This window comes from Streptomyces sp. P17 (genome assembly GCF_032436805.1).
GTDB lineage: Bacteria > Actinomycetota > Actinomycetes > Streptomycetales > Streptomycetaceae > Streptomyces.
Genome location: NZ_JAVRBF010000106.1, coordinates 1 through 16096, shown reverse-complemented (window position 1 = coordinate 16096; position 16096 = coordinate 1). Strand labels below are relative to the sequence as shown.

Below are 16096 nucleotides of genomic sequence, written 5' to 3'. Positions count from 1 at the left end.
GTGGGGGCTGCTCTTCGTCGGCGGCGCGGGCGCGTGCGCGCTGTACGGGTGGGGGCTGCTCTTCGTCGGCGGCGCGGTCCTCACCGCCGAGGACGGCGGTACGGACTCCTCGCCGCCGCAGTCCTGCCGTACGCCCGGCTGGTGGGAGCGGCATCAGCGGGGCAGCGAGATCGTCGACTATTCGGTGCGCTTCGTGCCGCTCGGGTTCGTGTGCGAGACGAGCGACGGCGGGAGTTACGACAACGGCGACGTCCCCGGGTACGTCAATCCCGCCGCCCTGGGCCTCGCGCTCGCCGGTGCCGGGTGTGCCGTGGCCGCCGGGTACGCGACGGAGGTGCGGGCGCGTGCCGGAGCCCGGCGTGAGGGGGGCTTCGAGTGATCGTCGAGCGGGATGACTAGCCTCTTCCACACCACTGACACGCATCCACACCACTGACACGCAGCAGGAGGCAGGCAGACATGGCGAGGATTCCCAGCGCGGCGATCGCCGCGGGCGGGCTCGTGGGCGGGTACGGCGTGGCCCGGTTGACGAAGAAGCGGCAGCTCGGCGGTGCCGTGCTGGCCGCCGCCGGGGCGGCCGCGGCTCAGCAGTGGCGGCAGCGGGCCGGTGGACAGGCCGCGGGCGCGCTGACGGCGGCGTACGTCGCCGCGTTCGCCGGCTCGCACCCGCTGGCCAAGAAGGTCGGCGCCTGGCCGGCCGTGTTCGGTGTGGCCGGAGCCGTGGCACTGGCGTCCTGGGCGGTGGCCGACCGCAACGGCTGAGCGGCGCTCGCTCAGGCCGTGTGCGTCAGCACATTCACCACCCGCCCTTTCGGATCCCGGACGAAGAAGCGCCGTACCCCCCACTCCTCGTCCCGGAGCTCCCGTACGATCTCCGCGCCCGCGGCCCGCACCCGGGCGTACACCGCGTCGACGTCCTCGACCTCCACGCTCAGGTCGGGGACGACCGGCGCGGTGCGTTCCTCGGTGAGGAAGCCGAGCTGGGCCGTGGGGTTGGCGGGTGACGCCATCGTCATCACCCAGCCCAAGTTCATGACCTCCTCGAAGCCGAGCAGGCCGTAGAAGTCGCTGTTCGCCCTCAGCTCCGACCCGGGCTCGACCTGGATGTTCGGGACGATTCTGCGGATGGTCATCGTGGGCTCTCCGGGGGTCGGCGGTTTCTGTTATCGGCTACCCCTTCCCCGCGTCTCCTCTCCGTCCCCCACCCCAGACGCCGAGGTACGCGCACATGACACACATCAGCCGCCGCAGCATGCTCAAGGCCGCGGGCGTGGCCACTGCCGGAGCCGCACTCGCCCCGTCGGCCACCGCGACCGCCGCCCCCGCCGCCTACGCCCACCCCGGGCTCCTCCACACCCGCGCCGACCTGGACCGTATGGCCAGCAAGGTCCGGGCAGGCGCCGCCCCCTACACCGCCGGGTTCACCAAGCTCGCCGCCAACCGGCACTCCCAGAACACCTGGGCCGCCAACCCCCAGGTCACCGTCTACCGCGGCTCGGGCTCTCCGCAGAACTACACGATCCTCTACAACGACATCCACGCCGCCTACCAGAACGCCCTGCGCGGACACGTGAGCGGTGACGAGGCGCATCTGGACACCGCCGTCGCCATCCTCAACGCCTGGTCCGGGAAGCTGACCGAACTGGCGGGCAGCGCCGACCGGTTCCTGGCCGCCGGCCTGTACGGGTACCAGTTCGCCAACGCCGCCGAACTCGTCCGCGACCACCCGGACTTCGAGCTCGGCCGCTTCCAGGAGATGCTCAGCACCGTCTTCGCCTCGCTCAGCGACGACTTCCTGGTCCGGCACAACGGCGCCGTCATCAGCAACTACTGGACCAACTGGGACCTGACCGCCATGGCCTGCGTCCTGGCCACCGGCATCTTCTGCGACGACCGGGCCCAAGTCGCCCGCGCCGTCGACTACTTCAAGCACGGCGAGGGGCTCGGATCGATCAGGAACGCCATTCCCGTCCTCCACGAAGGCGGGCTCGGCGAGTGGCTGGAGGCCGGGCGCGACCAGGGGCACGCGCTCCTCGGCGTCGGGCTGATGGGCGCCTTCTGCGAGATGGCCTGGAACCAGGGCATCGACCTCTACGGCTACGACGACAGCCGCTTCCTCAAGGGCGCCCAGTACGTGGCGAAGTGGAGCATGGGCGGGGAGGTGCCGTTCACCGCCAACACCCGCGAGAAGGGCGCCATCAACGGGTGGTCGGGGAGTGAGACCGTCACCGAGGCCGCCGGGGTCGATCCCGCCATGACCCGGCCGATCTGGGCGATGATCGCCAACCACTACACCAGGCGGCGCGCCCTGTCCGCCTCCTACCTGACCCGGATCGCCGCCAAGTCCTCTCCCGAGGGCGGGGGCGGGGACTACGGGCCCAACAGCGGCGGGTACGACCAACTCGGCTTCGGGACGCTCGCGTTCACGCGGGAGAAGGGAGCCGCCTCCCAGACGCCGTCACCGACCTCGTCCAGCGGTCCCCGTCCCCAGGCGACTTCCAGCGCCGTCCCGTCGCCATCCGCGTCCCCGTCTCCGTCCCCCTCCGGCGGCGACCTCGCCGCCACCGGCTCCGACGACCTCGTCGGCTGGGCCGCCGCGGCCGGTATCGGCGCCCTCGCCGGCGGGCTGCTCCTGGTGCGCCGCCGGGACCGGCTGCGGGGCGGGTCCGCCGACTAGAAGTGTCCTGAAGATCTCGCTTGGGCCGCCCCGATCGCCCAGGTTCGCCCGCAAAAGTCGATCGGGGCAATCCGGTGCAAGTCGGGCGGGTTTTCAAGATTCTCAGTGGTCTCCTAGGCGGGACCACCGGGGGCGCACGTCAGCGCCCCCGTGTCCCGTGCTCCCCGCTCACCCGAACATGCCCACCTGGTAGTCCCCCGCAGGCTGCTGCACGACCACGTTGACCCGGTTGTACGCGTTGATCAGCGCGATGATCGCTATCAGCGCCCCGAGCTGCTCCTCGTCGTAGTGCTTGGCGGCGTTCTCCCACACCTCGTCCGGGACGCCGCCGGCCGCGTCGGCGATACGGGTGCCCTGCTCGGCCAGTTCGAGCGCGGCGCGCTCCGCCTCGGTGAAGACCCTGGCCTCGCGCCAGGCGGCGACGAGGTGGAGGCGCTGCTGGGTCTCCCCGGCCGCGGTGGCGTCCTTGGTGTGCATGTCGGTGCAGAATCCACAGCCGTTGATCTGGCTGGCGCGGATCTTCACCAGCTCCATCGTGGAGTTGGGCAGCGCCGAGTCCGACACCGCCTTGGCCGCGGAGTTGATGTGCCGGAAGACCTTGGCCAGGACCGGGTTCTCGAAGAGGTTGAGGCGGGCTTCCATGACTGGCTCCTCTGCCGTCGTCGGGTGCTTTCACCCCTATGACGGAACGGCCCGCCGCCCTGTGACACGGGCGGTTGTGACCTACGGCACAGGCGCCGTCCTAGGCGTCACCGCCGTCAGCGGCCGCGCGATGTCCTCCAGCGACCGCCGCTCCGCGTGCACCGCGAGGAACGCCGCCACCAGCCCCGCCGCGCACATCAGCCCGGCGCCGATCTGGAAGGCCAGCACCGTGTCCGCGACCACGCCCGACTCCGTCAGGTCCGCGAAGATCAGCGGCCCGCTGATGCCACCGGCGGCGGTGCCGAGGGCGTAGAAGAAGGCGATGGCCATCGCGCGTGTCTCCATCGGGAAGACCTCGGAGACCGTGAGATACGCGCTCGACGCGCCCGCCGAGGCGAAGAAGAGGACCGCGCACCAGCACGCCGTCAGGGTCGTCGCGCTCAGCGAACCGCGGTCGAAGAGCCAGGCCGTGCCGAACAGCAGCAGGCCGGAGAGCAGATACGTCGAGCTGATCATGACGCGTCGGCCGACCGTGTCGAAGAGCTTGCCGAGCAGCAGCGGGCCGAGGAAGTTGCCGGCCGCGATGACGGCGAAGTAGTAGCCGGTGCGGCCGGGCGGGACGTCGTAGAAGGTCGTCAGGATGGCGCCGAAGCCGAAGGTGATGGCGTTGTAGAGGAACGCCTGGCCGATGAAGAGGGACAGGCCGAGGAAGGCGCGGCGCGGGTAGTGGGCGAAGACCGTACGGGCGATCAGGCCGAAGCCGATGCTCCTGCGCTGCCGGATGGTGATCTCGCCGCGTGCGGGCGGCAGCGGCTCGCCCTTCTCCCGTTCGATCCCGCGCTCCACCTCGGTCACCAGCTCCTCCGCGTCCTCGCCCCGGCCGTGGATGAACTGCCAGCGGGGGCTCTCCGGGACATGCCGGCGGACGAGGAGGATGACCAGGCCGAGGACGACGCCGAGGGCGAAGCTGAGCCGCCAGCCGAGGTCCTTGGGGAAGATCGCGGTGTCCAGCATCACGATGGAGAGCAGGGCTCCGCCGACCGCGCCCAGCCAGTAGCTGCCGTTGATGATCAGGTCGACTCGGCCGCGGTACAGGGAGGGGATCAGCTCGTCGATCGCCGAGTTGATGGCCGCGTACTCGCCGCCGATGCCGAAGCCGGTGAGGAACCGGAAGAGGAAGAACCACCAGGACTCGAAGGACAGGGCGGTCAGCGCGGTCGCCGCGAGGTAGACGGCGAGCGTGGCCATGAAGAGCTTTTTGCGGCCGTAGCGGTCGGTCAGGCGGCCGAAGAAGAGGGCGCCGGAGCAGGCGCCGGCCACGTACAGCGCGGCGGCCAGGCCGGTGACCTGGGCGGAGGTGATGTCGAGGCCGCTGCCCTCCTCGGCGAGGCGTCCGGCGACATTGCCGACGATGGTCACTTCCAGGCCGTCGAGGATCCAGACGGTGCCCAGGCCGATCACGATCATCCAGTGCCACCGCGACCACGGCAGCCGGTCCAGGCGGGCCGGTACGGCGGTGGTGACGGTGCCGGTCTCGGCGGGCACGGGCGCGGGCGCGGCTGCTGTCATGGGCACGGCTCCCTCCGGACGAGGTCGTTGCGCGCGAGGACGCGCGGAACCCGTCCCGAGTGCCCCGCCCCGCGGGGGCCTACGCCCCCAGTGCCCGCGACACGGTGTAGATCACCAGTCCGGCCAGCGAGCCCACCACCGTGCCGTTGATCCGGATGAACTGCAGGTCACGGCCGATGTGCGCCTCGATCTTCCGGGTTGTGTGCTCGGCGTCCCAGCCCGCAACGGTGTCCGTGATCAGGGAGGTGATCTCCTTGCGGTAGGTCGTGACGACGTACACCGCCGCGCCCTCCACCCAGCTGTCGACCTTGCCCTGCAGCTTCGGCTCTACGGCCATCCGGGCACCCAGCGACAACAGTGACGCCCGTACCCGCAGCCGCAGCTCGCTGCGCTCGTCCTCCGCCGCCGAGACGATCATGGATCGTACGGCCGTCCATGCGGACGCGATCAGGTCCTGCACCTCGCCACGGCCGAGCACCTCGCCCTTGAGCCGCTCGACGCGCGCGCGGGTGTCGGTGTCGGACTGGAGGTCGGAGGCGAAGTCGGTGAGGAAGCGGTCGAGGGCGCCGCGGGCCGGGTGGGAGGGCATGTCGCGCATCTCGGTGACGAAGCGCAGCAGCTCCTTGTAGACGCGCTCCCCGACCCGCTTGTCGACGAAGCGCGGGGTCCAGCCGGGCGCCCCGCCCTGGACGGCGTCCATGACCTGCTCGTCGTGCAGGACCAGCCAGTCGTGCGCCCGGGAGACGACGAGGTCGACGACCCGCTTGTGGCCGCCGTCGGCCACCACCTTCTCCAGCATCTTGCCGATGCCGGGCCCGATCTCCTGCGCGTCGGCCCGCCGGGTGATCGCCTCGCCGACCACCGCCTGCACGTCCGAGTCCCGCAGCACGGTCAGCGCACCGCGCAGCGCGGCCGACAGCTCCGCCGTCACGCGGTCGGCGTGCTCGGGTTCGGCCAGCCAGGCGCCGAGCCGGCTGCCGATGCCGACGACCCGCAGCCGCTGCCGTACGACGTCCTCGGAGAGGAAGTTCTCGCCGACGAACTCGCCCAGCGAGACGCCGAGCTGATCCTTCTTGGTGGGGATGATCGCGGTGTGCGGGATGGGGATGCCGAGGGGGTGGCGGAACAGGGCGGTGACCGCGAACCAGTCGGCCAGCGCGCCGACCATGCCGGCCTCGGCGGCGGCGGCGACATAGCCCGCCCAGGCGCCCGCGCCCTCGTTCGACGCCCACTTGGCCAGGACGTACACCAGCGCCACGAAGAGCAGCATGCCGGTCGCGGTGAGCTTCATCCGGCGTACGCCGCGCTGCTTCTCCTCGTCGGCGGCGCTGAAGGTCGTCATCGCACGGACGGCCGAGGCGGGGACGCCGGCAGGATTGGCCGGCGCCTCCCGCCGGGCATGCTCATCCACGCCCGAAAGATCCGAAGACTCTGATTCGCCCGTTTTCGATCGTTCCATCCGCTCCACCCGTTCACGGTCCCCGTACACATTGTCCCTTCCTGACCGACTCCTGGAACGAAGCGAGAGTTCCCGGCGTCTGTCCGGTGGGGGGAGCACACTGGGGAACTCCACGGCCCAATGGGGGGTCTGTTCAACTCCCCCCACCCTCATGACGCATCATGAGGTGATCACATCGGAGCCTCGGGCTCCCCGCGCCCGAGGAGACCGCACCGCATGACCAGGCGTCACGCCGGGGGTGTGGGGGTGTCCCCCACAAAGCACCGCGCCCTGCTTTCCGCCATCGTCGCCCTGATCCTGGGCCTGTCCACGGCGATCTACATCGGAGTCGCCGCCGACGACGGCAGCGGCCGCAAGAACACCCTGGCCAGCGGGAACACCCCGCGCAACCCCGCCGCCCCGGTCTCCACCGGCACCTGGGTCGGCGCCTGGTCGACCTCACCGGCCGCCGCCGAGCCGGGCACCGAGACGGACGGCATGGCGGGCCGCTCGGTCCGCAATGTCGTCCACACCGGCATCGGCGGTACGAGTGCCCGCATCACGCTCTCCAATCTCTACGGCCAGTCCCCACTGACGATCACGCACGCCTCGCTCGCCGTGGCCGCCGGGTCGGACACGGCCGCCGCGGTCACCCAGACCATGCGGCGGCTCACCTTCGGCGGCAACACCACGGTCGTCATCCCGCCGGGCGGGCAGGTGATGAGCGACGCGGTGCGCGTGAGCGTCCCGGCGAACACGAACGTGCTGGTCACGACGTACTCCCCGACCCGCTCCGGACCGGTCACCTACCACCCGCACGCACGCCAGGTCTCCTACGTCGCCCAGGGCAACCGCACCGAGGACGTGACCGGGTCGGCGTACACGGAGGAGGTGGGGGTCTGGCGCTACCTCACCGCGCTGGATGTGCTGAGCAGTGACGCCGACGGCACGGTGGTGGTGCTCGGTGACTCCCTCACCGACGGGATCACGTCCACCTCCGGAGCCAACCGGCGCTGGACGGACGTCCTTTCGCAACGGCTGCGCACCGCGGTCGCGGCCGGGCAGGACCTGCCCCGCTACAGCGTCGTCAACCAGGGGATCAGCGGCAACCGGATCCTCACCGGGGGCCTGGGCCGTCCCGCGGACAACCCGAGCGGTCTCGACCGCTTCACGCGGGACGTGCTGGACCGTACGAACGTCAAGGTCGTCGTGATCGCCCTCGGCGTCAACGACATCCTGCGCAGCCAGCAGCTCGCCGACCCCCGCCAGATCCTCGACGGCCTGCGCACCATGGTCCGCCAGGCCCATGCGCGCGGCCTGAAGGTGATCGGCGCGACACTGATGCCGTTCGGGGGGCATCGAGGCTATACGGCGGAGCGGGAGGGCGTCCGCGGGCAGATCAACGCCGAGATCAGGGCGGGCCGTGTCTTCGACGCGGTGGCCGACTTCGACGAGGCCCTGCGGGACCCGTACGACCCCCGCAAGCTCAAGGGGGACTACGACTCGGGCGACCACCTCCACCCGAGCGACAGGGGCTACGAGCGGATGGCGGACGCCGTCGAGCTCAAGGACCTGAAGGGCTCGGCCCCGGCGGAGCTGTAGGGCCCCACAGCCGGTCAGGACTCGTCGTCCTCGCGGCGGTGGAACCCATGCCCGTCCAGCGCCCGCCGCCCCGGCTTCCGGTCCAGCTTCTCCCTGCGCCGGTCCTCGCGGAGCCGCTGCCGCTCCGCCCTCGTGACCTTGCGTTCCACCCCGACCCCGCCCCAGAAGGCGAACCCGGTCACGATCACCCGAGGCGCCCCTGGATCCCCCGGTACGCCCTCCTCGCGCTGGTCGAAGCCGCCCATGATGCCGATTCCGCGCACCACGACCTCGACCCCGGGCGGGACGATCACATTCAGCCCGCCCATGATCGCCACGCAGTTGATCACGATCTCGCGGTCCGCGAAGTTCGCCTCCCGCAGGTCGATCTCCCCGCCGCCCCAGAAGGCGAAGGAGTTGAAGCGGCGCGGCGCGGTCCAGCGGCCCTTGCGCTCGAAGCCGGACATGACCGCCACACCCCACGTCGACGACCCCTCGCCGCCGGTGATGCGCGCGGCCCAACTGCCGTTCTGCTCAGGGCCCTTCACCAGGTCCACGGAGAGCGACACCGGCAGGTCACGGGTGATCGGCGTCAGCTCCCCGTACGTCCGTGCCTTGTACGTCGCGTCCAGCCGCTCCTCGAACTCCTCCATGTCGAGCCGCCCCTCCGCCAGGGCGTCCCGCAGGACCTCGGCGACTCGTTCACGATCGGCGTCGGAGGCGCGCAGCTCCGGGACATCGTCGGTCATGTACAGCAGCCTACGAGTTCCGGCGGCCCGGCACTATGCGGTGGCCTGCTCGGCGTACATTCGCGCGATCACCGCCTCGATGTCCGGCTCCCGCACCGACAGATCCACCAGCGGATACTCCGCCGCGATCCGCGAGACCAGCCCCGCCGCCGGCTCGCCCGCCGGGAACGCCAGCCACTGCCGGGGCCCCTCCACCTTCACCACCCGGGCCGCGGGACCCACGTCGACCGGCGGGAGCTCCCGCTCCAGGTCCACCACCAGGACGCGTTCACTGCCGCCCGCCTCGTGCAGCCCGGTGAGCGCACCGTCGTAGACCATGCGCCCGTGGTCGATGACCATCACCCGTGAGCAGAGCTGCTCGATGTCCTGGAGGTCGTGGGTGGTCAGCAGGACCGTGGCGCCGCGGTCGGTGTTCAACTCCCGCAGGAAACCACGGACCTTGGCCTTGGAGATCACATCCAGGCCGATCGTCGGCTCGTCCAGGTACAGCACCTCGGGGTCGTGCAGCAGGGCCGCCGCGATGTCCCCGCGCATCCGCTGCCCGAGCGAGAGCTGCCGTACCGGGACCTCCAACAGCCCGCCCAGCTCCAGCAGTTCCACACACCGGTCGAGGTTCTCGCGGTAACGGTCGTCCGGGATGCGGTACATGCGGTGCATCAGGCGGTAGGAGTCGATCAGCGGCAGGTCCCACCACAGGGTGGTGCGCTGGCCGAAGACCACGCCGATACGGTGCGCCAGGCGTCGGCGCTCGCGCGACGGGTCGATGCCGGCGACGCGCAGGCGCCCGCCGCTCGGCGTCAGGATGCCCGTCAGCATCTTGATCGTCGTCGACTTGCCCGCGCCGTTCGGCCCGATGTACCCCACCATCTCGCCCCGCGCCACCGTGAAGGAGATCGAGTCGACCGCCCGCACCTGCCGCCGCTCCCGCTTCAGGAAGCCCGTCTTACGGCGGACGTCGAAGACCTTCTCGACCCCGTCCACTTCGATGAACATCTCAGCTCCCCGTACTCCGGTACGCCCGCAGCCCCGCCCGCCAGGCAAGACCCGCAAGTACACAGAACCCGCCCGCCACCACCGGCGGCGCGAAGGCGGCCCCGTCCGGCAGTCCCAGCGGATACGGCCGCCCCAACACATAAGCGGCCGTCACCCAGTTGACGAAGGCGAGCGGCAGCACGAACGTCACCCCGCGCACCAGATCCGTCCCGAACACGGTCGGCGGATACTGCAACAGCGTGACCCCGCCGTAGGTGAACGCGTTCTGCACCTCGGCCGCGTCCTGCGCCACGAACTGGAAGGCCGCCCCGGCCACGAACACCGACCCGAAGATCACCGCCCCGCACACCACCATGACCGGCACCAGCAGCACCTTCGCCGCGGTCCAGTCGACCTCGACGGCCACCAGCGCGTACCCCAGCACCAGCCCGCCCTGGGTGATCCGGCCGAGCCGCCGCAGCGCGAAGTGGTCCGCGCCGACCTGGGCGAGCACCGGCGCGGGCCGCACCAGCAGGATGTCGAAGGAACCGTCGCGGATCCGGCCGCCCAGCACGTCCATCGAACCGAGCAGCAGATCGGCGACGCCGAACGCCGTCGCCGACAGGCCGTACAGCAGGGCGACCTCGGGCAGTGTCCAGCCGCCGAGCGAGTCGACCTGCGAGAACATCAGCAGGATCGCGACGAAGTCCATGCCCGTGATCAGCAGATTGCCGACCACCGTGAAGACGAAGGACGTGCGGTAGGTCAGCAGCGACCGGATCCACATCCCGGCGATCAGCCGGTAGGCACGCAGGCCCTCGCCCAACCGGGAGGTCTCAGCCACCCTGCACCACCACCCGCCGCGTCGCCGCCGACTGCAGCAGCCGCCCCGCCGCCAGCAGGACGAGAGCCCAGGCGGCCTGGAAGCCGTACGCGTGCCAGGGCGAGACCTCCCCCATCAGCACATCCGCCGGCATCTGGAGCTGCGCCGCCCAGGGCAGTGTCCGGACGATGTCGCCGAACGGATCGGGGAAGGCGTTCAGCGGGAGGGTCATGCCGGAGCAGAAGACCCCCGCGATCATCAGGGTCTGCGCGATGCCCCGGTCGTCCATGAGCCAGAACATCAACAGGGCGGCCAGATAGCGGATCCCGAAGCTGACGATCATCGCCAGCGCCACCGCGACCAGGAAGGCCACCCAGGTGGTGACGGACCGGGGCAGCGCCATCGAGAAGAACAGCGCGCCGAAGACGAAAGGGATCACCCCGCGCCCCAGCAGCTGGAACAGCGAACGGCCCAAATCGCTGGCCAGCCACCACAGTTGGAGGTCGGCGGGGCGGTACAGATCGACCGCGATCTCCCCCGTGCGGATCCGGGCCATCAGGTCCTTCTCCGCGCCGCCGCCCTGGATCGCCAGCGTCGAGAACAGGGCCTGGCCCAGCCACGCATAGGTGACGGCCTGTGTCTGGTCGTACCCCCCGAGGTATGGTCTCTCGTCCCACAGCGCCAGGTACGTGTACACCAGGATGATCCCGAAGACCGTGTTGGTGAACACCCCGGCGGCGGTCGCCGCCCGATAGGTCGCGTACCGTCGGAATCCCCCCGCCGCGACGGCCACGTACAACCGTCCGGAACCCACAGTCACCACCCTCCCCGGCCCGCCGCACACCGAAGCGCAGAAGCCTAGTGCGCAGGTGGTGACGCACGCCACGCATTTTCCCCGGCCGAAGCGTGCCGTGATCCGGGAACGGAACGCATGGTGCGAGAGTCTTCAACAGGGGGCGCAGAACGCGTACGAGGTCGTACGGGAACGTACGACGCGAAACAGGAGTCCGTGCACTAGATGAGCGACGAGCCGCAGCCGCAGCCAGACCAGCCGACCGAGAGGCCCAAGCGGCCAGGGCGCACCGGCTGGCGCCGGCTGATCCCGACCTGGCGCATGGTGCTCGGCACCTTCGTCATCGGCGTGCTGCTCCTGGCCGGCCTGTTCTTCCTCGGCTACTCCCTGGTCAAGATCCCGCCGGCCAACGCGCTCGCCACCAAGCAGAGCAATGTCTTCCTGTACGCCGACGGCACCCAGCTCGCCCGCGACGGCGAGGTCAACCGGGAGAACGCCGACCTCGCGCAGATCTCCAAGGACGCCCGCAACGCCGTACTGGCCGCCGAGGACCGGGACTTCTACAGAGAGTCCGCGATCGACCCCACGGCGATGGTGCGCGCCGCCTGGAACACCGCCACCGGCAAGGGCAAGCAGTCCGGCTCCACGATCACCCAGCAGTACGTCAAGAACTACTACCTGGCGCAGGAACAGACCGTCACCCGCAAGGTGAAGGAGTTCTTCATCTCGATCAAGCTGGACCGCACGGAGTCCAAGGACCAGATCCTTGAGGGCTACCTCAACACCAGCTACTTCGGCCGCAACGCCTACGGCATCCAGGCCGCCGCCCAGGCCTACTACGGCGTCGACGCCGCCGAACTCACCGCCGCCCAGGGCGCCTACCTCGCCGCCCTGCTCAACGCGCCCAGCGAGTACGACGTCGTCGCCCACCCCCAGAACAAGGCGGCCGCCCAGGCCCGTTGGAACTACGTCCTGGACGGCATGGTCAAGGAGGACTGGCTCAGCACCTCCGAGCGGGCGGGCCTGAAGTTCCCGATGCCGAAGGAGGCGACCGTCTCCACCGGCATGTCCGGGCAGCGCGGTTACATCGTCCAGATCGTGAAGGACTACCTCGTCCAGAACAAGATCGTGGACAAGGAAGAGCTCGACGCGGGCGGCTACCGCATCACCACCACGCTCCACAAGGACAAGCAGGACGCCTTCGTCGACGCCGTCAACGACAAGCTGATGGACAAGCTCGACCCGAAGGCCCGCAAGGTCGACTCCTACGTCCGCGCGGGCGGCGCCGCCATCGACCCCAAGAGCGGCAAGGTCGTCGCGATGTACAACGGCATCGACTACGTCAAGCAGTACACCCCCAACGCCGCGCGCCGCGACTTCCAGGTCGGCTCCACCTTCAAGCCGTTCGTGTTCACCTCGGCCGTCGAGAACGCCTCCACGACCCAGGACGGCCGCCTCATCACCCCGAACACGATCTACGACGGCACCAACGAACGCCCCGTCCAGGGCTGGACCGGCACCTACGCCCCGGAGAACGAGGACTACGTCTCCTACGGCGACATCACCGTCCGCGAGGCCACCGACAAGTCCGTGAACTCGGTGTACGCGCAGATGGCGGTGGACGTCGGCTCCGACAAGGTCGAGCAGACCGCGATCGGTCTCGGTCTGCCGGCGGACACCCCGGACCTGGAGCCGTCCCCGTCCATCGCGCTCGGTGTGGCCACCGCCAGCGTCCTCGACATGGCCGAGGCGTACGCCACGCTCGCCAACCACGGCAAGCACGGCACGTACACCATGATCGAGCGGATCACCAAGGACGGCGCGGACGTCGTCGACCTGCCCGAGCGCAAGACCTCGCAGGTCGTCAGCCGGCAGGCCGCCGACACCACGACCTCGGTCCTGCAGAGCGTCGTCGAGAACGGCACCGCCACCGCCGCCCAGGCCGCGGGCCGCCCCGCCGCCGGAAAGACCGGCACCGCGGAGAAGGACCAGGCCGCCTGGTTCGCCGGCTACACCCCCGAACTCGCCACCGTCGTCGCCGTGATGGGCCAGGACCCCGTCACCGCCAAGCACGAGTCGCTGTACAACGTGATGGGCCTGCCGCGCATCAACGGCGGCGGGGCACCCGCGGAGATCTGGGCGCAGTTCACCGAGGAGGCCCTCAAGGGCAAGCCGGTGACGGACTTCGACCTGGAGGTCCAGGAGGGCGCCGACATCATCCAGACGCCGCCCGCGGAGCCGTCCGACGAGCCGACCACGGGCGGAACGGCCAGCGGCGGCCCGACGCCGGGCGGCCAGACGCCCACGGCGGGCGGCACCACGGGCGACACGACCACCGGCGGTACCCCGGCCACCGGGGGCGGCACGACGACCGGCGGCGGTACGGCCGACGGCGGCAGCACCACCGACGGAGGGACGACGACGGACGGCGGCACCACCGAGGGTGGCACCACCACCGACGGCGGGACCACGACGGACGGCGGCACCACCGGCGACACGACGACGGGCGGCGACGCGACCGGAGGCACCGATGCCGGCGCCGCGGCGGGCCCGCTGTACTGGACCCGCCGGAGCGAGTGATCAGTGCCCGCTGGTCGCCTTGAGCCCCACCACGGCCACCAGCAGCAGACAGACGAAGAAGATCCGGGCGGCGGTCGCCGGCTCACCGAGCGCCACCATGCCGACCACCGCCGCACCGGCCGCCCCGATACCGACCCACACGCCATACGCGGTACCGATGGGCAGGGAACGGGCGGCGTACGACAGCAGCAGCATGCTGGCGACGATTCCGGCGCCGGTGAACAGGCTGGGCACCAGGCGGGTGAACCCGTCGGTGTACTTCATCCCGATCGACCAGCCGACTTCGAGCAGACCGGCGACGACGAGCAGAACCCAGGCCATGGGGAAACCTCCGAGACGGAACAGGGACGGACGGACGTCTGTGCGTCGTCTTTTCCTTGGTCCCGGTACGGCGCGTCTCGTCGGGGTTACCTTCAAAGCTAGCAAAGGAACGCCGAAAGGGGCCGGTGACGATGGTCACCAGCCCCTTTGAGCCGTTCTTTTACAGGTACAGGCCGGTCGAGTCCTCGGACCCCTCGAACCGGTCGGCGGCCACGGCGTGCAGATCGCGCTCGCGCATCAGCACATAGGCGATGCCCCGCACCTCCACCTCGGCCCGGTCCTCCGGGTCGAACAGGACCCGGTCACCCGGCTCCACCGTCCGTACGTTCTGCCCCACCGCGACGACCTCGGCCCAGGCCAGCCGACGGCCGACAGCCGCGGTGGCCGGAATCAGGATCCCGCCACCGGAACGCCGCTCGCCCTCGCTGGTGTCCTGCCGCACGAGCACACGGTCGTGCAGCATCCGGATGGGCAGCTTGTCGTGATGGGTGGTGTCGTTTCTGTTGGCGCTCACGCCTCGAACCTACCTGCCTTCACCGCGTCCGTACGCCGCCGGGGTCAGCGCTTACGGCGCCGGGTGCCGACGGCGAAGAGCCCCACGACCCCGACGACGAGCAGCGCGACGGGGACGACCCGCTCCAGCCGGGGCGCGCCCTCCTCGTCCACGAACTGCGCCTTGACCTCACTGACGACCCGGTTGACCTGGACGTAGGCACGCCCCAGGGTGTGATCGACATTGGAGACAACCTTGGCCTTGGCATCCCCGACGATGGTCTTCGGGTGAACCCGAACCCCGATCTCGTCGAGTGTCTCGGCCAGCACTTCGCGGCGGCGCCTGATGTCCGCCTCGATCTGCGCCGGGGTTCTGGTGTCCGACGTTTCCGCCACCGTACGGCCTCCGAAGTCTGATGGTGCTGTTCCGGACAGTCTGTCAGTTCCACACGCCGCCGCACTGTCAGGACCCCCGGTTACGCTAGCGAGATGAGCGAGCGACTCCAGCCCGGGGACGTGGCCCCCGCCTTCACCCTGCCCGACGCCGACGGCAACGAGATCTCCTTGTCGGACCACAAGGGCCGCAAGGTGATCGTCTACTTCTACCCGGCGGCCCTGACCCCCGGCTGCACGAAGCAGGCCTGCGACTTCACGGACAACTTGGATGTGCTGGCCGGCGCCGGTTACGACGTCATCGGCATCTCCCCCGACACCCCCGAAAAGCTGGCGAAGTTCCGCGACAAGGAGTCGTTGAAGGTCACGCTCCTCGCAGACCCCGACAAGAAGGTCACGGAGTCCTACGCCGCCTACGGCGAGAAGAGGAACTACGGCAAGACCTACATGGGCGTCATCCGCTCCACGATCGTCGTGGACGAGGAGGGCAAGGTCGAACGGGCCCTGTACAACGTCCGAGCGACGGGCCACGTGGCCAAGATCATCAAGGATCTGGGCATCTGATCCGACCCCTTTCACTGCACCCACGGCTCGTACCGAGAACCTCCGGTACGAGCCGTTCCGCATTCCGGGCGTGACTGTCCGATAAACGGATCGTTACTCCGTACGAGGCTGCGAACGGGTGACCGAGAGACGGAGGGGTGAAGACCATGGGAAACACACGGGAATCGGCGGCCAAAGGGGAGGGAGAGCGTTCGGACTTGTACAGCAAGGAGAGACTTACGAAGGCCGTCGCTGAAGCCCGCAACTGGGCAGATCTGCTGCGACGGCTGGACCTCAGGGCGAGCGGCGGGAAACGACGTGTACTCCAGAAGAAGGTCGCCGGCTACGGACTCGACACGAGCCACTTCGTCAAGCGCAGCCCATGGCGCAAGTACCCTGACGCCACCATCGCCGAGGCAGCCGCCTCGTCCTCCTCGCTCCGCGAGGCGGCACTAGGGGGTGTTTTGAAAGTCCCGCACAGCACCCACGGCGCCCGGCACGCACCCTCGCCGCACCGGCCAAA

General features: G+C 70.0%; 16 protein-coding genes, 2 pseudogenes and 1 riboswitch. Of the genes and pseudogenes, 7 read left to right on the top strand and 11 right to left on the bottom strand.

Annotated features, from left to right (window positions below; genetic code table 11):
• Both RMT89_RS38175 and RMT89_RS38170 read left to right on the top strand, forming a co-directional pair.
• Positions 1 to 379: pseudogene (locus tag RMT89_RS38175) on the top strand (hypothetical protein); the annotation flags it as partial.
• 80 nt (positions 380 to 459) lie between these two features.
• Positions 460 to 762: a hypothetical protein gene (locus tag RMT89_RS38170; RefSeq protein WP_315888361.1), complete on the top strand. Its 303-nt coding sequence runs from the start codon at positions 460 to 462 to the stop codon at positions 760 to 762.
• An 11-nt stretch (positions 763 to 773) separates the two neighbouring features.
• On the opposite strand, the gene RMT89_RS38165 is transcribed toward RMT89_RS38170, so the two are convergent.
• A complete protein-coding gene (locus tag RMT89_RS38165) occupies positions 774 to 1133 on the bottom strand; it encodes a VOC family protein (RefSeq protein ID WP_315888360.1) in 360 nt (119 codons plus the stop codon).
• 95 nt (positions 1134 to 1228) lie between these two features.
• Between RMT89_RS38165 and RMT89_RS38160 the strand changes: the two genes are divergently transcribed.
• Entirely contained in the window at positions 1229 to 2677 is a 1449-nt protein-coding gene (locus RMT89_RS38160) for an alginate lyase family protein (protein ID WP_315888359.1), read from the top strand.
• Between the two features lie 168 nt (positions 2678 to 2845).
• On the opposite strand, the gene RMT89_RS38155 is transcribed toward RMT89_RS38160, so the two are convergent.
• The 3 genes from RMT89_RS38155 to RMT89_RS38145 form a co-directional block, all read right to left on the bottom strand.
• Positions 2846 to 3319, bottom strand: coding sequence for a carboxymuconolactone decarboxylase family protein (locus RMT89_RS38155; RefSeq protein WP_315888358.1), 474 nt, complete (start codon positions 3317 to 3319; stop codon positions 2846 to 2848).
• Between the two features lie 81 nt (positions 3320 to 3400).
• Positions 3401 to 4888 (bottom strand): MFS transporter, encoded by a 1488-nt coding sequence (locus tag RMT89_RS38150; protein ID WP_315888357.1) that lies wholly within the window; start codon positions 4886 to 4888, stop codon positions 3401 to 3403.
• A 79-nt stretch (positions 4889 to 4967) separates the two neighbouring features.
• Positions 4968 to 6377 carry a DUF445 domain-containing protein gene (locus RMT89_RS38145; RefSeq protein ID WP_315888356.1) on the bottom strand — a complete coding sequence of 470 codons (1410 nt, stop codon included), beginning with the start codon at positions 6375 to 6377 and terminating at the stop codon, positions 4968 to 4970.
• 186 nt (positions 6378 to 6563) lie between these two features.
• On the opposite strand from RMT89_RS38145, the gene RMT89_RS38140 reads away from it, so the two are divergent.
• Positions 6564 to 7928, top strand: coding sequence for an SGNH/GDSL hydrolase family protein (locus RMT89_RS38140; RefSeq protein WP_315888355.1), 1365 nt, complete (start codon positions 6564 to 6566; stop codon positions 7926 to 7928).
• A 14-nt stretch (positions 7929 to 7942) separates the two neighbouring features.
• Here RMT89_RS38140 and RMT89_RS38135 read toward each other — a convergent pair whose 3' ends face one another.
• The 4 genes from RMT89_RS38135 to RMT89_RS38120 are packed head-to-tail and all read right to left on the bottom strand — an operon-like array spanning position 7943 to position 11265.
• Positions 7943 to 8656: a DUF1707 domain-containing protein gene (locus RMT89_RS38135; protein WP_315888354.1), complete on the bottom strand. Its 714-nt coding sequence runs from the start codon at positions 8654 to 8656 to the stop codon at positions 7943 to 7945.
• Positions 8657 to 8689: 33 nt separating this feature from the next.
• A complete protein-coding gene (locus RMT89_RS38130; RefSeq protein ID WP_315888353.1) occupies positions 8690 to 9649 on the bottom strand; it encodes an ATP-binding cassette domain-containing protein in 960 nt (319 codons plus the stop codon).
• 1 nt (position 9650) lies between these two features.
• Entirely contained in the window at positions 9651 to 10472 is an 822-nt protein-coding gene (locus tag RMT89_RS38125; protein WP_315888352.1) for an ABC transporter permease, read from the bottom strand.
• Entirely contained in the window at positions 10465 to 11265 is an 801-nt protein-coding gene (locus RMT89_RS38120) for an ABC-2 family transporter protein (RefSeq protein ID WP_315888362.1), read from the bottom strand. Before RMT89_RS38120 ends, RMT89_RS38125 begins: the two co-directional genes overlap by 8 nt.
• A gap of 204 nt (positions 11266 to 11469) precedes the next feature.
• On the opposite strand from RMT89_RS38120, the gene RMT89_RS38115 reads away from it, so the two are divergent.
• Positions 11470 to 13824, top strand: a complete 2355-nt coding sequence (locus RMT89_RS38115; protein WP_315888351.1) for a transglycosylase domain-containing protein — start codon at positions 11470 to 11472, stop codon at positions 13822 to 13824.
• On the opposite strand, the gene RMT89_RS38110 is transcribed toward RMT89_RS38115, so the two are convergent.
• The 3 genes from RMT89_RS38110 to RMT89_RS38100 all read right to left on the bottom strand — a co-directional run bounded on the left by RMT89_RS38110 (position 13825) and on the right by RMT89_RS38100 (position 15033).
• Positions 13825 to 14145: an SMR family transporter gene (locus tag RMT89_RS38110; protein WP_315888350.1), complete on the bottom strand. Its 321-nt coding sequence runs from the start codon at positions 14143 to 14145 to the stop codon at positions 13825 to 13827.
• Between the two features lie 39 nt (positions 14146 to 14184).
• Positions 14185 to 14258: riboswitch (guanidine-III (ykkC-III) riboswitch) on the bottom strand.
• A 47-nt stretch (positions 14259 to 14305) separates the two neighbouring features.
• Positions 14306 to 14608 carry a co-chaperone GroES gene (locus tag RMT89_RS38105; RefSeq protein ID WP_189941586.1) on the bottom strand — a complete coding sequence of 101 codons (303 nt, stop codon included), beginning with the start codon at positions 14606 to 14608 and terminating at the stop codon, positions 14306 to 14308.
• Positions 14609 to 14703: 95 nt separating this feature from the next.
• On the bottom strand, positions 14704 to 15033 hold the full coding sequence (locus RMT89_RS38100) for a DUF3618 domain-containing protein (protein ID WP_315888348.1): 330 nt from the start codon (positions 15031 to 15033) through the stop codon (positions 14704 to 14706).
• A gap of 93 nt (positions 15034 to 15126) precedes the next feature.
• Here RMT89_RS38100 and bcp point away from each other — a divergent pair, with 93 nt between their 5' ends.
• A complete protein-coding gene (gene bcp, locus RMT89_RS38095; RefSeq protein WP_315888347.1) occupies positions 15127 to 15594 on the top strand; it encodes a thioredoxin-dependent thiol peroxidase in 468 nt (155 codons plus the stop codon).
• Positions 15595 to 15791: 197 nt separating this feature from the next.
• A pseudogene (locus RMT89_RS38090) lies at positions 15792 to 16096 on the top strand (HNH endonuclease); the annotation flags it as partial.

Bases quoted from the DNA above. Each gene is read 5' to 3' on its own strand.
- RMT89_RS38140 (WP_315888355.1), top strand. From the start codon at position 6,564: ATGACCAGGCGTCACGCCGGGGGTGTGGGGGTGTCCCCCACAAAGCAC.
- RMT89_RS38105 (WP_189941586.1), bottom strand. From the start codon at position 14,608: ATGCTGCACGACCGTGTGCTCGTGCGGCAGGACACCAGCGAGGGCGAG.
- RMT89_RS38170 (WP_315888361.1), top strand. From the start codon at position 460: ATGGCGAGGATTCCCAGCGCGGCGATCGCCGCGGGCGGGCTCGTGGGC.
- bcp (WP_315888347.1), top strand. From the start codon at position 15,127: ATGAGCGAGCGACTCCAGCCCGGGGACGTGGCCCCCGCCTTCACCCTG.
- RMT89_RS38150 (WP_315888357.1), bottom strand. From the start codon at position 4,888: ATGACAGCAGCCGCGCCCGCGCCCGTGCCCGCCGAGACCGGCACCGTC.
- RMT89_RS38115 (WP_315888351.1), top strand. From the start codon at position 11,470: ATGAGCGACGAGCCGCAGCCGCAGCCAGACCAGCCGACCGAGAGGCCC.
- RMT89_RS38160 (WP_315888359.1), top strand. From the start codon at position 1,229: ATGACACACATCAGCCGCCGCAGCATGCTCAAGGCCGCGGGCGTGGCC.
- RMT89_RS38130 (WP_315888353.1), bottom strand. From the start codon at position 9,649: ATGTTCATCGAAGTGGACGGGGTCGAGAAGGTCTTCGACGTCCGCCGT.
- RMT89_RS38135 (WP_315888354.1), bottom strand. From the start codon at position 8,656: ATGACCGACGATGTCCCGGAGCTGCGCGCCTCCGACGCCGATCGTGAA.
- RMT89_RS38155 (WP_315888358.1), bottom strand. From the start codon at position 3,319: ATGGAAGCCCGCCTCAACCTCTTCGAGAACCCGGTCCTGGCCAAGGTC.
- RMT89_RS38165 (WP_315888360.1), bottom strand. From the start codon at position 1,133: ATGACCATCCGCAGAATCGTCCCGAACATCCAGGTCGAGCCCGGGTCG.
- RMT89_RS38110 (WP_315888350.1), bottom strand. From the start codon at position 14,145: ATGGCCTGGGTTCTGCTCGTCGTCGCCGGTCTGCTCGAAGTCGGCTGG.